15 protein-coding genes and 1 pseudogene are annotated in these 13,821 nt (G+C 62.2%); 6 read left to right on the top strand and 10 right to left on the bottom strand.

Going from position 1 to position 13,821, the window contains the following annotated elements; all coding sequences use genetic code 11:
- Positions 1 to 6: 6 nt before the first annotated feature.
- From urtD to NP503_RS17780, 3 genes are all read left to right on the top strand, one after another.
- Positions 7 to 753 (top strand): urea ABC transporter ATP-binding protein UrtD, encoded by a 747-nt coding sequence (gene urtD, locus NP503_RS17790; RefSeq protein WP_127271299.1) that lies wholly within the window; start codon positions 7 to 9, stop codon positions 751 to 753.
- A gap of 69 nt (positions 754 to 822) precedes the next feature.
- Complete coding sequence (urtE, locus tag NP503_RS17785; protein WP_023813006.1) at positions 823 to 1,518, top strand: urea ABC transporter ATP-binding subunit UrtE; 696 nt, start codon at positions 823 to 825, stop codon at positions 1,516 to 1,518.
- Between the two features lie 271 nt (positions 1,519 to 1,789).
- Positions 1,790 to 1,966 carry a hypothetical protein gene (locus NP503_RS17780; RefSeq protein WP_081738697.1) on the top strand — a complete coding sequence of 59 codons (177 nt, stop codon included), beginning with the start codon at positions 1,790 to 1,792 and terminating at the stop codon, positions 1,964 to 1,966.
- A gap of 49 nt (positions 1,967 to 2,015) precedes the next feature.
- Here the strand turns inward: NP503_RS17780 and NP503_RS17775 are convergent, their stop codons facing one another.
- From NP503_RS17775 to NP503_RS17740, 8 genes are all read right to left on the bottom strand, one after another.
- On the bottom strand, positions 2,016 to 3,167 hold the full coding sequence (locus NP503_RS17775) for a GGDEF domain-containing protein (protein ID WP_127270118.1): 1,152 nt from the start codon (positions 3,165 to 3,167) through the stop codon (positions 2,016 to 2,018).
- Positions 3,168 to 3,282: 115 nt separating this feature from the next.
- Entirely contained in the window at positions 3,283 to 4,104 is an 822-nt protein-coding gene (locus NP503_RS17770) for a DUF72 domain-containing protein (protein WP_127270120.1), read from the bottom strand.
- 23 nt (positions 4,105 to 4,127) lie between these two features.
- Positions 4,128 to 4,598 (bottom strand): GNAT family N-acetyltransferase, encoded by a 471-nt coding sequence (locus NP503_RS17765; RefSeq protein ID WP_127270122.1) that lies wholly within the window; start codon positions 4,596 to 4,598, stop codon positions 4,128 to 4,130.
- Between the two features lie 31 nt (positions 4,599 to 4,629).
- The gene (gene uvrA, locus NP503_RS17760) at positions 4,630 to 7,551 is read right to left on the bottom strand and encodes an excinuclease ABC subunit UvrA (RefSeq protein WP_127271296.1); all 2,922 of its coding nucleotides are present in this window, start codon (positions 7,549 to 7,551) and stop codon (positions 4,630 to 4,632) included.
- A gap of 712 nt (positions 7,552 to 8,263) precedes the next feature.
- Positions 8,264 to 8,560 (bottom strand): hypothetical protein, encoded by a 297-nt coding sequence (locus NP503_RS17755; RefSeq protein WP_127270738.1) that lies wholly within the window; start codon positions 8,558 to 8,560, stop codon positions 8,264 to 8,266.
- Between the two features lie 92 nt (positions 8,561 to 8,652).
- The gene (locus NP503_RS17750) at positions 8,653 to 9,258 is read right to left on the bottom strand and encodes an ATP-dependent Clp protease proteolytic subunit (RefSeq protein ID WP_127270740.1); all 606 of its coding nucleotides are present in this window, start codon (positions 9,256 to 9,258) and stop codon (positions 8,653 to 8,655) included.
- A 24-nt stretch (positions 9,259 to 9,282) separates the two neighbouring features.
- Entirely contained in the window at positions 9,283 to 9,774 is a 492-nt protein-coding gene (locus NP503_RS17745) for an SRPBCC domain-containing protein (RefSeq protein WP_127270741.1), read from the bottom strand.
- Positions 9,771 to 10,085, bottom strand: coding sequence for a helix-turn-helix transcriptional regulator (locus tag NP503_RS17740; RefSeq protein ID WP_127270743.1), 315 nt, complete (start codon positions 10,083 to 10,085; stop codon positions 9,771 to 9,773). Before NP503_RS17740 ends, NP503_RS17745 begins: the two co-directional genes overlap by 4 nt.
- Before the next feature lie 226 nt (positions 10,086 to 10,311).
- Here NP503_RS17740 and NP503_RS17735 point away from each other — a divergent pair, with 226 nt between their 5' ends.
- Both NP503_RS17735 and NP503_RS17730 read left to right on the top strand, forming a co-directional pair.
- The gene (locus NP503_RS17735) at positions 10,312 to 10,833 is read left to right on the top strand and encodes a single-stranded DNA-binding protein (RefSeq protein WP_127270744.1); all 522 of its coding nucleotides are present in this window, start codon (positions 10,312 to 10,314) and stop codon (positions 10,831 to 10,833) included.
- Positions 10,834 to 10,950: 117 nt separating this feature from the next.
- Positions 10,951 to 11,376, top strand: a complete 426-nt coding sequence (locus NP503_RS17730) for an OsmC family protein (RefSeq protein ID WP_127270746.1) — start codon at positions 10,951 to 10,953, stop codon at positions 11,374 to 11,376.
- A gap of 101 nt (positions 11,377 to 11,477) precedes the next feature.
- Here the strand turns inward: NP503_RS17730 and NP503_RS17725 are convergent, their stop codons facing one another.
- Both NP503_RS17725 and NP503_RS17720 read right to left on the bottom strand, forming a co-directional pair.
- Positions 11,478 to 12,107, bottom strand: a complete 630-nt coding sequence (locus NP503_RS17725; RefSeq protein WP_013531832.1) for a MarC family protein — start codon at positions 12,105 to 12,107, stop codon at positions 11,478 to 11,480.
- A 155-nt stretch (positions 12,108 to 12,262) separates the two neighbouring features.
- On the bottom strand, positions 12,263 to 12,793 hold the full coding sequence (locus tag NP503_RS17720) for a hypothetical protein (protein ID WP_127269843.1): 531 nt from the start codon (positions 12,791 to 12,793) through the stop codon (positions 12,263 to 12,265).
- 85 nt (positions 12,794 to 12,878) lie between these two features.
- On the opposite strand from NP503_RS17720, the pseudogene NP503_RS17715 reads away from it, so the two are divergent.
- Positions 12,879 to 13,694 (top strand): annotated as a pseudogene (locus NP503_RS17715) (helix-turn-helix transcriptional regulator); the annotation flags it as partial.
- Between the last annotated feature and the right edge of the window lie 127 nt (positions 13,695 to 13,821).

Below are 13,821 nucleotides of genomic sequence, written 5' to 3'. Positions count from 1 at the left end.
GCGACCATGTCAAAGTCGAACACGATCCTTTATCTCGACGGCGTCTCGGTCTCCTTCGATGGTTTTCGCGCCATCAACAATCTGTCGCTGGTGCTCGACAAGGGTGAGATGCGCGCCATCATCGGCCCCAACGGCGCCGGCAAGACGACGATGATGGACATCGTCACCGGCAAGACGCGGCCCGACGAAGGCGACGTGTTCTTCGACGGCCAGGTCGATCTGACCAAGCATGACGAGGCCGAAATCGCCATGATGGGCATCGGCCGCAAGTTTCAGAAGCCGACCGTGTTCGAAAGCCACACGATCGAGGAAAACCTGATGTTGGCGCTGAAGGGACCGCGCTCGATCTTCCCGGCGCTGTTCCATCGCCGCTCGACCGCCGAGACGCGGCAGATCGATGACATTCTCGGCATCATCCGGCTTGGCGACAAGCGTGACGAATTGGCGGCCAATCTGAGCCATGGACAAAAGCAGTGGCTCGAGATCGGCATGCTCCTGGCGCAGGACCCGAAACTGCTTCTGGTCGACGAACCGGTCGCCGGCATGACCGATGCCGAGACCGAGGAGACCGCGCGGCTGCTCAAGGATATCGCCCGCGACCATTCGGTCATCGTCGTCGAGCATGACATGCATTTCGTGCGCGAGCTCGGCGTCAAGGTCACCTGCCTGCATGAGGGCTCGGTGCTCTCGGAAGGCACACTCGATTTCGTGTCGGCCGACGAGCGTGTCGTCGAAGTCTATCTGGGGAGATGAGCATGGTCTGGCGGGTGCAGTTCCATCATTTCGATCTGTCGTTTCTGCGGTTCTGGAAAAGGCGCTGACATGCTCGAAGTTTCCAATGCCACGCTGCACTACGGCGCCGCCCAGGCGCTGCGCGGCGTGTCGCTGAAGGCGGGCGCCGGCAAGATCACCTGCGTGCTCGGCCGCAACGGCGTCGGCAAGACCAGTTTGATGAGATCGATCGTCGGCCACCACCGGCTGACGAGCGGAAGCGTTGCCTTCGAGGGGAAGGCGCTCGACCGGAGCGCGGCGTATGACCGCGCCCGGTCGGGCATCGCATTCGTACCGCAGGGCAGGGAGGTCTTTCCGCTGCTCACCGTGCGGGAGAACCTGGAATCAGGCTTCGCGCCGCTGAAACGGGCCGACCGCAACATTCCGGCGCATGTCTTCGAATTGTTCCCGGTGCTGAAGCAGATGCTCGGCCGCCGCGGCGGTGATCTTTCCGGCGGCCAGCAGCAGCAGCTCGCCATCGGACGGGCGCTGGTGATGCGGCCGAAACTGCTGGTGCTCGACGAGCCGACCGAGGGCATCCAGCCGTCGATCATCAAGGACATCGGCCGCGCCATCCGCTACCTGCGTGACCAGGCCGGCATCGCCGTGCTTCTGGTCGAACAATATCTCGATTTCTGTCGCGAGTTGGCCGACGAGGTCAACATCATGGACCGTGGCGTGATCGTCCATACCGGTCCGGCGGAAGATCTGGACCGTGCTGATGTCAGGAAGTTCCTGACGGTCTAGAATCGCCAACGCACTTCAGTTGACGATCCGAAGTCCTTGGCAAGTCCAGTATTTCTCCGGCCCTGCACCAGCCTCTCTGGTGCATCGGCAACTGCGTGCTAGTCTTTTCCTAGGCTTTTGTGAGTCGGCCGCTTCCGTACCAGTCTGGTTTATCGCAGATCGAGGAGCACGGCCAATGCCGGGCAAGTTTCACGCAAGCAAGGCTGCCTAGCTTCCCTCCTGCGATCTCTGTCGTTCAAACGCGTTTGGGCACACAGGCTAAGGGACAGCCATGGAACGTTACGTCGAGGATTACCAGAAGCGGCGGCTTATCGAACGTGTCGATATCATCGCTGCCATCAACATCTTGAGATCACAGGGCTGCGATTACGACGATCTGATCGAGGAGATCACCAAGGTCTTCTATGTCGATCTCGATACCTTCAATGAGATTGTCATGGCGGCCTAGGAGCTGCATTCGTCTCGCCACGATCAGAGGCCGGTGTTGACACACGCGATCAGCCTGCGCGCTTGAACGGAGAAGCGGTGACGCGGTTGCGGCCGGCGCGCTTGGCGTCGTAGAGCGCCTTGTCGGCGGCATTGAGCACCTTGTCGAAGCCGAGGCCTTCCTTGGTGCCGAAAGCAAATCCGGCACTGACCGTGCATATCAGCGAGCCTGTCTCGGTTTCGATGTGGTGCGCGGCGAAAGCTGCCCGGATGGCCTCGGCGGTGGCCTCCACCGTTTCGGGCAAGGTCCGCTTCAGCACCAGCGCGAATTCCTCGCCGCCCATGCGCGCGGCGACATCACCCGGGCGAAGATTGCTGGCGAGTTCCCGTGCAAATACCTTCAGCACCTCATCGCCGGCGGCGTGGCCGAATTCGTCGTTGATGGCCTTGAAGTTGTCGAGGTCGAAGACGACCACCGCCGTGAAGGCACCGACCGGCGCATCGCCGTGCAGGTCGAATAGGGCGCGGCGGTTGAGCAGGCCGGTCAGCGGGTCGGTCAGGGCATTGTGGCGGTGATGCCGGGCCAGACGCCCTTGGTTCAGGGCCAGGGAAAGCGCTCCGATGCCGGTCATGCTGGCGATAACGATGATGAGGCTCAGTTCCTCGGCCCAGTTGCTTGGCGCATGTCCAAGGACCAGCTTTCCCTCCCAGGCCAAAACCATGGCGCAGAGAGCGAAGGATGCGGCCGTGGCCGAATAGAGCGCGGTGATACCGGTTGTCAGGGCAGGGGCTTCGTCGCGGCCTTTCCAGTATTCGACCGCCGTTGCGAACAGAAGCAAGGCGGCGAAGGCATTTTCGAACATGAAGCCCAGCCCGTCATAGCCTAGAGCCATGGGAGGCAATGTCACGGCCAGTGAAATGGCGCTGCCAAACGCCGTTCGCGGCACTGGCGAGCCGCCGGTTCTGAACTGGTAGGCCGCGCCCAGCATTGTCGAGAAACCGAGCAGGAGGAAAGCCAGCGTGGCGATGCCCAGCAGGCGCCCGGGCATATCGATATAGGCGTCATAGAAAAAAATATCGCCGACCACGAACACCAGGCTGACCGCCCATGTCAGCAGGAACTTTTCCGAGCGAGCGGTCAGCCACATGCCAAACAAGGTCAGGCTCAGGCAGGCAGCGGAAAAACCGACAGCCAGCAGAAGTGAAGTGTAGTCGAGCGACATGCCCCTCGTCCTTGCCCGCGGCGGCCCAGATTTGCGACTGGTTCAGCTGGATTCATGCAGCAAGGAGGTATCGATAAGGTTACGACGATGGCGAAGATGCCATGATTCCGCAGCGTCAGGGCACCGACAGATCCTGGTCCACCCGCTTCATCAGTGCCATGGCGCCGAACGGCGCGCGCACCTTGCCCTCCGTGATGAAGTAGACGAACACGTCGCGCGGCTTGACCGGCGCATCGGTGGCGGGGTCGGCGCGCCGCAGGTCGGCCGGCTGCTTGCCTTGCGCCCAGATCTTTACCCGCGCGGCCCATTCATCGAGGCCTTTCGGCGTGTAGCAGTCGGGATTGTCATCGCTGCCGGTCTGCAGCCGGGCGTAGACGAAATCGGCGGTGACGTCGGCGATATCGGGATATTTGGCATGGTCGGCGTAGACGATCGCGGCCTTGTATTTTCGGGCAAGTGCTGCGAATTCCGGCACGACAAAACTGTCGTTGCGGACTTCGAGCGCATGGCGCAGCGCAACGCCGTCCTGCTTTTCCGGCAGCAGTTTCAAAAAGGCTTCGAAATCGTCCGGATCGAATTTCTTGGTCGGCGCGAACTGCCACAGGATCGGCCCGAGCTTTTCCCCGAGTGCGGCAACGCCCGAGCCGAGGAAGCGCGTCATCGATTCGCCGGCCTCGCCCAGCACGCGCCGGTTGGTGACGAAGCGGTTGCCCTTTAGCGAGTACACGAAACCGTCCGGCGCCTCGTTGGCCCATTTGACGAAGGTCGGTTCCTTGAAGCTGGAATAGTAAGTGCCGTTGACCTCGATGCTCGGCACCTGGCGAGTGGCGTAGTTCAGCTGCTTGGCCTTGGAGAGCTTGTCGGGATAGAAGGACGTATCCCAAGGCTCAAAGGTCCAGCCGCCCATGCCGGCGCGGATCGTTCCCGATGTGCTCATTGTCATCCTCCCAAGTTCAGAAATCAGGCCGCTGTGCTCTCGTGGACCGATTTCGCCATGTCGACCAGCACCCATCCCGGCCGGTAGGGATTGGGCCGGCGACCCGTTTCGTGGAAACCATAGGCCAGATAGAGCGCGATGTTCCGTTCCATCCTGGCGTTGGTGTAAAGCCGCACCTCGGGCAGGCCCCAGAGACGGGTCAGCTCATCCGCGTGTTTCAGCAGCGCAATGCCGAAGCCCTTGCCCTGAAAGTCAGGAGAGACCGCGACGGAGAAGATCATCGCGTGGTCGTCATGCCGTTCCAGCGTGATCAGTCCGGCAAGTCCGCCGCCACTTTCCAACACCCACACCTCACCACGCGCGATGCGCGGCGCGTAGTCCTCGGTGACTGGGATCGGCGGTGCGCCTAACAGTGCAGTGTAAGGCGCATAGGCCGCTTGCGTCAGCGAGACGACGGTTTGGAGATCACCGGCAAGCGCTCTTCTGATTTTCATTCAAAAGCTCTCCAGGCGCCAACCGGTCCGATCACTCCGCCGCTTCGCGCTTGCCTCCGGGGCGCCGCTCCAGAAGCTCCTTGAGGAACTGGCCGGTGTAGCTGCGCTTCTCGCGCACGATCGCTTCCGGCGTGCCGGAGGCAACCAGTTCGCCGCCGCCGTCGCCGCCTTCGGGGCCGAGGTCGAGCACCCAGTCGGCGGTCTTGATCACTTCGAGATTGTGCTCGATGACCACCACCGTGTTGCCCTGGTCGACCAGTTCATGCAGCACTTCCAACAGCTTGGCGACGTCGTGGAAATGCAGGCCGGTGGTCGGCTCGTCGAGGATATAGAGCGTCTTGCCAGTTGCCTTGCGCGACAGTTCCTTGGCCAGCTTGATGCGCTGCGCCTCGCCGCCTGACAGCGTCGTCGCCTGCTGGCCGATATGGATGTAGCCAAGGCCGACCTGCTTCAGCGTGTCGAGCTTGTCGCGCACGCCGGGCACGGCGGCGAAGAAGTCGACGCCTTCCTCGACCGTCATGTCGAGCACATCGGCGATCGACTTGCCCTTGAACACGACGTCGAGCGTCTCTCTGTTGTAACGCTTGCCGTGGCAGACGTCGCAGGTGACGTAGACGTCGGGCAAAAAGTGCATCTCGATCTTGATGACGCCGTCGCCCTGGCAGGCTTCGCAGCGGCCACCCTTAACGTTGAAGGAGAAGCGGCCGGGCTGGTAGCCGCGCGCTTTGGCCTCCGGCAGGCCGGCGAACCAGTCGCGGATTGGCGTGAAGGCGCCGGTATAGGTGGCGGGGTTCGAACGCGGAGTCCTGCCAATGGGCGACTGGTCGATGTCGATGACCTTGTCGAGGAATTCGAGGCCCTCGATGCGGTCGTGGTCGGCCGGGTGCTCGCGCGAGCCCATGATGCGGCGCGAGGCAGCCTTGAACAGGGTTTCGATCAGGAAGGTCGACTTGCCGCCGCCCGACACGCCGGTGACGGCGGTGAAGGTGCCGAGCGGTATTTCGGCGGTGACGTTCTTCAGATTGTTGCCGCGCGCGCCGACGATCTTCAGGCGGCGGTTCTTCTTCGCTTCACGCCGCACGCCGGGCGTCGCCACTTCGAGCGCGCCGGACAGATATTTGCCGGTGATCGAATTGGGATTGGCCATAACCTGCTGCGGGGTGCCCTGGGCGATGATTTCGCCGCCATGGATGCCGGCGGCCGGACCCATGTCGACGACATAGTCGGCATGCAGGATGGCGTCCTCGTCATGCTCGACGACGATCACCGTGTTGCCGATGTCGCGCAGGTGCTTCAGCGTATCGAGCAGGCGGGCATTGTCGCGCTGGTGCAGGCCGATCGACGGCTCGTCCAGCACATAGAGCACGCCCGTGAGACCGGAGCCGATCTGCGATGCCAGCCGGATGCGCTGGCTCTCGCCGCCCGACAGCGTGCCGGAATTGCGCGACAGCGTCAGGTAGTCGAGCCCGACATCGTTGAGGAAGCGCAGCCGCTCGCGGATCTCCTTGAGCACCCGCACCGCGATCTCGTTCTGCTTGTCGTTGAGCGACGCGGGCAGGTCGGTGAACCACTGGTCGGCCTTGCGGATGGAAAGCTCGGTGACTTCGCCGATATGTCTGCCTGCGATCTTCACCGCCAGCGACTCCGGCTTCAGCCGATACCCCTTGCAGGCCGGGCAGGGCGTGGCCGACATGAAGCGCTCGATCTCTTCACGCATCCAGGCGGATTCGGTCTCTTTCCAGCGCCGCTCGAGATTGGGAATGACGCCTTCAAAGGTCTTGGTGGTCTTGTAGGAGCGCAGGCCGTCATCATACTGGAAGGTGATTTCGCGCTCACCCGTGCCGTGCAGGATAGCTTCCTTGGCCTCTTCGGACAAATCCTTGAACTTGTCGCCAAGCTTGAAGCCATAGGCCTTGCCCAGCGCTTCCAGCGTTTGCGCGTAATAGGGGGACGTCGATTTCGCCCACGGGCTGACGGCGCCGTCGCGCAGCGAGATGTTCTCGTCCGGCACGATCAGATTGCCGTCGATGGCGCGCTGGCTGCCGAGACCGTCACAGGTCGGGCAGGCGCCGAACGGGTTGTTGAACGAGAATAGCCGCGGTTCGATTTCCGGAATGGTGAAGCCGGAGACCGGGCAAGCGAATTTTTCCGAGAACAGGATGCGCTCATGCGTCTCGTTCTTCGACTTGTTGACCGAATCCTCGCCGGTCTGGCTGGCATCGAGCGGCTTGTCTGCGAATTCGGCGACCGCCAGCCCATCGGCCAATTTCAGCGCCGTCTCGATGGAATCGGCAAGCCGCGTCGCCAGATCGCCGCGCACGACGATGCGGTCGACAACGACGTCGAGGTCATGCTTGTACTTCTTGTCCAGCGCCGGCACGTCGGCGATTTCGTAGAAGACGCCATCGACCTTGACGCGCTGAAAGCCCTTCTTCTGCAGTTCCAGCAATTCCTTGCGGTACTCGCCTTTGCGGCCGCGCACCATCGGCGCCAGGATGAACAGGCGCGTGCCTTCCTCGATCGCCAGCACGCGGTCGACCATCTGCGAAACCGTCTGGCTCTCGATCGGCAGGCCGGTGGCCGGCGAATAGGGGATGCCAACGCGGGCGAACAGCAGCCGCATATAGTCGTAGATCTCGGTGACGGTGCCGACCGTCGAACGCGGGTTCTTCGAGGTGGTCTTCTGCTCGATGGAAATGGCGGGCGACAGGCCGTCGATCTGGTCGACGTCGGGTTTCTGCATCATTTCGAGGAATTGCCGCGCGTAGGCCGACAGGCTTTCGACATAGCGGCGCTGGCCCTCGGCATAGATCGTGTCGAAGGCAAGCGATGACTTGCCGGACCCCGACAGGCCGGTCATGACAATCAGGCTGTCACGCGGCAAGTCGAGATCGACATTCTTCAGATTGTGTTCGCGCGCCCCGCGAATGGAAAGATATTTATGGTCGGCCATAGCCGGTCGCCGCCTCAGAATCTGGAATTTCCTGGAATGGCGGGTTTTCCCGGCCATCCCCTATGTAGGTAGTTTTGCCGCCACGTCGAGATACGCCACAATTCCCGACGAGAGCGTTTAAGCGTCTTTCGCGTGAACGGGCAAGCGGAAAGAACAAAGGCCGAACACGCTCCTGACAAAGCTGTGCAAAAACTGACTTGCACGTAACCTCCCGGCGATCACATTTTTCGGTAACCGGCTATTGATGGTTGACGCCACCAGCTGACGGGAGCAGTCTCCAGCAGTCAACGAAGACGGCCGTCTTTCGATGGCCTCGCCGCCCAAAGGCGGCCTGCGAGACGCCGCAGGCATTTGCGATTTGTGCTTCGAATTGACAACAATCGCAACGGACAGAGGAGCGGAGCTATGACGCCACCGGATCGTCCCCTAGGGTTCCAGTTGTCACTGGAGCCGAGGCAGGCATAAGTGCCAGGGTTCAGCGTTTTCGCCAGCCGGCAAACCGTGACCTGCCATCTCTCGTAAAAATCAGAGACTACTAGTCGGATCGTCGGCTGAATGCCGCGGTGCATCCGAAATCAAACGCCGGCAGTACACTCCCGGTAAAATTGGATTTGAGATCCAAAAAGGCCCCGTCCGTTTGCGCAAAGCACGGCGGGGCCGTTTTCATGTGCGGATTGTCTTGTGGGCGACAGGCGCAGCGCGACACGCGCTGTCAGTGGCGCGGCGGCCCGAACGAGCCGGCGCCGACATCGACGGTGATGCTGCCGGAAATCCTGACATCGGTATCGCCGATCTTGAATGTGCCGTTCTCGCCGGCTGGCAGCGCATCGTCCGGCTCTGGAGCCGGCTTGGCGATGCGGTAGTCGCCGGTCACGCCGGGCAGGGCGCCTTTTTGCGTCGACGACGAACTGTCGTCGGCAAGTGCCGCGCCGCTGATGAGGCTCGCAATGGCGAGCGCTGCAACGGCGATGACGCGGTGCAATGATCTGGACTGATGAGTGTCGGTCATCCCAGGACTATAGTGGCGCGCCGCCGATGGAACCAGACCGGCATCGTCAAATCTTCGACTACCTGCCGGACGGTCTCCGATCCGGCCCTGGCTTACGCCGCTTTCTTTCGCGTGTCGAAAACATGGTCGACGATGCCCCAGGACTGGGCCTCGCGGGCGGTCATGAAGTGGTCGCGGTCGAGCGTGCGTTCCACCTCTTCATAGCTGCGGCCGCAATGCTGCGCGTAAAGTTCGGCCATGTGCCGTTTCGTCCGGCCGATGCGCTCGGCATGGCGCTGGATGTCGGATGCCTGGCCCTGGAACCCGCCCAGCGGCTGATGCAGCAGGATAGTGGCATTCGGCAGGGAAATCCGGCGCCCCGGTGTGCCTGCCATCAGCAGGAACGAGCCCATCGAGGCGGCAAAGCCCATGCATACGGTGGACACCGGGCAGCTGATATATTGCATCGTATCGTAGATGGCGAAGCCGCTGGTCACCACGCCGCCCGGCGAGTTGATGTAGAGCGAGATCTCCTTGTCGGGATTGTCCGATTCCAGCGACAAAAGCTGCGCGCAGACCAGCGCCGAGATGTCGTCGTTGATCTCGCCGTTGATGAAGATGATGCGCTCGCGCAGCAGCCGCGAAAAGATGTCGAAGGCACGTTCGCCGCGGCTCGATTGCTCGATGACCATCGGCACCAGACTGGCAACACCGCTCATTGTCTCTCTCCGTCCGTTTTGTTTTCAGGCCGCGCGAAGCAGGAGGCGAGGCGTGTTTGCGGCGATTGGCTTAGATGACCTGTTCGCACCGAGCGAAACCCGGCAGCCGGCGCCTGCCATGGCGACGGCAGGCATGGCCTTGCGGGCAAAGCCGTCATGGACGATACGCAGATGCGTGCCGCCGGATACGGCTCGGGCAAGTGTGAAGGTGACGGTGCTGTCGAGCGGATCCTGCCTGGCTGCGTCGCCCGGCTGCTCCCGCCAGGAATAGCGCAGCAGCTTCTCGGGTTCGGCGTCGAGGATTTCGCATTCGATCGGCGTGTCCGGTCCGGCGAAGGCAAAACGGTTGCCGATCTCGGGGCTGATGTCGTTCGGCATCATCCAGGCGGCCAGCAATTCCGGTATGGTCAGGGCCCGCCAGACCTTTTCCGGCGGCTCGGCAAGCTCGTACTCGAACTCGAGCGCATCCGGGGCGTCGCCTTGGCCGTGGTTGGTCGTTGATCCCGCCTTCTTCATTGATCCATGTCCTTCAAAACCGCCTTCAGCCTTTCGATGCGCTCCGGCCAGAAGGTCCGGTAGCGTTCGATCCAGGAGAGCAAGGGGGCGAGCCCCTGCGGATCGGCGCGGTAATAGGCGTTGCGGCCGGCTCGCCGCTCGATCACCAGCCCGGCGCCACGCAGCACCGCCAGATGCTGCGACACCGCGGGCTGCGACACCATCATCCCGGTGCGCAATTCCGACACGCTCATCTCGCCGGCGGCCAGCCGCTCAAAGACGGCGCGGCGCGTCGGGTCGGCCAGTGCGCGAAAAATCTCTGCTTCGATCATGCCAAAAGCATAAGTGCATACTTATTGATTTGGCAAGCGGTCTTTTCAGGCCCATATGATCGGCTTCGGCATTGCTGCCATTCCTTGACAATAAGCAGCGACGCGGATAAGAACGAAAAGGGAACAAAAACCTTGTGGGTAAAGGCAGCCATGGCAAGCGGCGATCGCCCGCAGCCTGTAAGGTGCTGCGACAAAAATTTGTTTCGGATGAGCGCGGAGAAATATCATGGCGGGTAGCGTCAACAAGGTCATTCTGGTCGGCAATCTCGGCGCGGATCCCGAAATCCGTCGCCTGAATTCGGGTGAGCCGGTCGTCAACATCCGCATCGCCACATCGGAAAGCTGGCGCGACAAGAATTCCGGCGAACGCAAGGAAAAAACCGAGTGGCACAACGTCGTCATCTTCAATGAGGGCATCGCCAAGGTGGCGGAGCAGTATCTGAAGAAGGGCATGAAGGTTTATGTCGAGGGCCAGTTGCAGACGCGCAAATGGCAGGACCAGACCGGTGCCGACAAGTACACGACGGAAGTCGTGCTGCAGAAATTCCGCGGGGAGCTGCAGATGCTCGACGCACGCGGACAGGGCGAGGGCGGTCAGGTCGGCGGCTATACCGGTGGCGGCAGCAGCCGTGGTTCCGATTTCGGCCAGTCCAGCCCGAGCGAAGGCTTCAATCGCGGTGGCGGCGGTGCCAAGAGCGGCGGCGGCGGTGGTTCGTCGCGCGAATTGGATGACGAAATCCCGTTCTGATCGCAACAGTTATGTCGGACACAGTGCCCCGAGAGTCGTTCATGGACTTTCGGGGTTTTGCATCGTGATTGAGGCTGACCGGGCCGATCAACGAAATACGGTGAGAGGACGAGTTGGGTGAAAGCGCGGGTAAAGTGGGTCGAGGAGCGCACCTTCGTCGGGGAATCCGGCAGCGGTCACAAGGTCGTGCTCGGAACAGCGCACGGACCGGAAGGCAGGACGCCGGGTCCAAGCCCGATGGAGCTGGTGCTGATCGGCACCGGTGGCTGTTCGGCCTATGATGTCGTGCATATCCTCGAAAAGGGCCGCGAGGCGGTCGAGGACTGCGTGGTCGAGCTTGATGCCGAGCGGGCCGAAACCGAGCCAAGAGTGTTCACCCGCATCCACATGCATTTCGTCGTCAAGGGCAGGGCACTCTCCAGCGTCAAGGTGAAACGCGCGATCGACCTTTCGATCGAAAAATATTGCTCGGCCTCCGCGATGCTGGCCAAGACCGCCACGATTACCCACGATTTCGAGGTCATCGACACGACGGCGAAATAGGCAGTAGGCAGTAGGCAGTAGGCAGTAGGCAGTAGGCAGTAGGCAGTAGGCAGTAGGCAGTAGGCAGTAGGCAGTAGGCAGTAGGCAGTAGGGACTGTCGTTCAGCCTGCTATCAGCGCCTTGATGCCGTCGGCGACGAATTGCACAGCCAGTGCCGCCAGGATGACGCCAAGCAGACGGGTCAGGATCGAGCGGCCGGTCTGGCCGAGGATGCGGTCTATGCGTTCCGACAGCACGAACACCAGATAGGTGATGGCGAGGCAGACGAAGATGATGCCGACCAGCGCCGCCTGCGCGGCAAAGCCTTGAAACGAGCCGGAAAGCAGCACAGTTGCCGAAATGGCACCAGGGCCCGCGATCAGTGGGATCGCCAGCGGGAAGGCGGCGATGTTGTGGATCATGTCCTTGGTGATGGCGACGTCGCCGATCTTCTCCTTGCGGTCCTGCCGGCGCTCGAACACCATCTCGAAGGCGATGAAGAACAGCAGGAAACCGCCGGCGACGCGGAAGGCCGGCAACGTTATGCCGAACACCGACAGGATCGAGGCCCCGGCAACCGCAAACAGCGCCATCACCAGGAAACCGATGATCGAGGCGCGCACCGAAACCTGCTGGCGCTCCTCACGGTTCATGCCGCGCGTCACGGCGAGGAACAGCGGCGCCAGGCCGGGCGGGTCGATGGTCACGAGAATGGTGACGAAAGCGTTGAACAGGCTGTCGAAACTCGGCATCTCTGACCCTCCCGCCGGGCTGTGCCCGTGCCAGAATATTGGTAGAGCAAAGCCCGTTCGGTGGGAACCGTTCGTGAGAAAGTGGTTGATGCGGGACAGAGGGCAGCGCGAAGGATCGCGACGCTTTTATTCTGGGCTGCTGCAATCCTCGGAGATCAAACCGCTCGCCGCGCCAGGAACTCGACTTCCAGCCGCCATGTCGCGCCATTGTCTTGCGAGCGTTCGCCCAGCCAGCGGAAGGAGTTTTCGGTGATGCGTGAAAAGCTCCAGCGTACCGAGCTGCCGGTGTCGTCGGCGCCCACTTGCACGATCGTGTCACCCTCGGCGCGGCCGAGCTGGCGGCTGAAATACTGGTTGCGCGGGTCGCTCCAGAAGATGTGCCAGGCATCCGCGCCGGGATCATAGACGCGCAGCGTCGTGCCGTAAAAAGTCCATGTGCCCAAGGATGGCGATGGACCGGCGTCCCGCGCGGGCAGGATCCACACGTCCTGGATCGCCCGGCCTTCCAGCACCCAGCCGAAATGCACCTCGCCACGCCCTGTCAGCACAGTGCCGTCCTCGAGGTGGCGCGAGGCCTCAAACGTCCAGGCGCCGACGAAGCGGCCGTAAAGGCTCAGTTTTTCGGCAAGCCCTTCGATCGGTCCGGAGCTATGCAGGGCTTCGGCAAACGAGGATTGATCGAACATGGCTGCGGCCTCTTCTTGTCAGGAGACCGTTAGGAGTAGGCGGTGACGGGGTTCTGGGCTTGGGAAAAATTGCTATATTTCGACTATGACGACGACCACGCATAGTCTCGCATTCGGAGCCGGTTGGCACGTGACGGACGTCATTTGCACGGCCGGCGCCGGCGACCGGCCGTTCGAGGAAGCGCATCAGGATTTCTGCGTCGCTGCGGTCACCAGCGGCACGTTTCGCTACCGCGCCCAGCAAGGCACGGCGATGCTGGCGCCCGGCGCGCTCCTGCTCGGCAATCCCGGCACATGTTACGAATGCGGGCACGAGCATGGCAGCGGCGACCGTTGCCTCTCGTTCCATTTCGATCCGGCCTACATGGAACGGATCGCAGCTGGCGTTCCGGGCGCCAGGAAGCTGGCTTTCGAGGCGGCGCGCCTGCCGCCTTTGCCGGTACTGGCGCCGCTCCTGGCCGAAGCGGAGACCGCGCGCGAGATGGCCTACATCGACGCCTTCGAGGAACTTTCCCTGCGCTTGGCCGGTGCTGCCGTGGCTACAGCCTCTGGCGCTACGCATGTCGGGCGCGCGCCCAGCCGCCGCGATCAGAAACGGGTGGCCGAGGCAGTGCGGCGGATCGAACTGGACGCCGATGGGCCTGTCTCGCTTTCAGCGCTTGCCAATGAGACAGCAACCAGTCCGTATCACTTCCTGCGCATCTTCCGGCAGGTGGCGGGCATGACGCCCTACCAATTCCTGCTCAGGACGCGATTGCACAGGGCGGCGGTGCGGCTACGCATGTCCAACGATGCGGTCTCGGCGATCGCCTTCGAGGCCGGCTTCAACGATCTGTCGACTTTCAATCGTCGTTTTCGGCGGATCATGGGGGAGACGCCGCGCAACTATCGCAGCCGCCGTGGCGCATGGGCCTTTTCTGCTTCGTCAATCGGCCCCGTGCCCGCCAAGGCAGACACGCAGGCTTTTGCGTCAGGGCGGCGAAAACCGCCTTGGCCATATCGTCGCAATCAGCGGTATCCATTTGAAA

The sequence above is a fragment of the Mesorhizobium sp. SEMIA396 genome (genome assembly GCF_024518615.1).
In the GTDB taxonomy this organism is placed as follows: domain Bacteria; phylum Pseudomonadota; class Alphaproteobacteria; order Rhizobiales; family Rhizobiaceae; genus Mesorhizobium.
The sequence above is the reverse complement of the archived record's forward strand: the minus strand, read 5'-3'. Positions and strand labels throughout refer to the sequence as shown.

Bases quoted from the DNA above. Each gene is read 5' to 3' on its own strand.
- urtD (WP_127271299.1), top strand. From the start codon at position 7: ATGTCAAAGTCGAACACGATCCTTTATCTCGACGGCGTCTCGGTCTCC.
- urtE (WP_023813006.1), top strand. From the start codon at position 823: ATGCTCGAAGTTTCCAATGCCACGCTGCACTACGGCGCCGCCCAGGCG.
- NP503_RS17780 (WP_081738697.1), top strand. From the start codon at position 1,790: ATGGAACGTTACGTCGAGGATTACCAGAAGCGGCGGCTTATCGAACGT.
- NP503_RS17775 (WP_127270118.1), bottom strand. From the start codon at position 3,167: ATGTCGCTCGACTACACTTCACTTCTGCTGGCTGTCGGTTTTTCCGCT.
- NP503_RS17770 (WP_127270120.1), bottom strand. From the start codon at position 4,104: ATGAGCACATCGGGAACGATCCGCGCCGGCATGGGCGGCTGGACCTTT.
- NP503_RS17765 (WP_127270122.1), bottom strand. From the start codon at position 4,598: ATGAAAATCAGAAGAGCGCTTGCCGGTGATCTCCAAACCGTCGTCTCG.
- uvrA (WP_127271296.1), bottom strand. From the start codon at position 7,551: ATGGCCGACCATAAATATCTTTCCATTCGCGGGGCGCGCGAACACAAT.
- NP503_RS17755 (WP_127270738.1), bottom strand. From the start codon at position 8,560: ATGACCGACACTCATCAGTCCAGATCATTGCACCGCGTCATCGCCGTT.
- NP503_RS17750 (WP_127270740.1), bottom strand. From the start codon at position 9,258: ATGAGCGGTGTTGCCAGTCTGGTGCCGATGGTCATCGAGCAATCGAGC.
- NP503_RS17745 (WP_127270741.1), bottom strand. From the start codon at position 9,774: ATGAAGAAGGCGGGATCAACGACCAACCACGGCCAAGGCGACGCCCCG.
- NP503_RS17740 (WP_127270743.1), bottom strand. From the start codon at position 10,085: ATGATCGAAGCAGAGATTTTTCGCGCACTGGCCGACCCGACGCGCCGC.
- NP503_RS17735 (WP_127270744.1), top strand. From the start codon at position 10,312: ATGGCGGGTAGCGTCAACAAGGTCATTCTGGTCGGCAATCTCGGCGCG.
- NP503_RS17725 (WP_013531832.1), bottom strand. From the start codon at position 12,107: ATGCCGAGTTTCGACAGCCTGTTCAACGCTTTCGTCACCATTCTCGTG.
- NP503_RS17720 (WP_127269843.1), bottom strand. From the start codon at position 12,793: ATGTTCGATCAATCCTCGTTTGCCGAAGCCCTGCATAGCTCCGGACCG.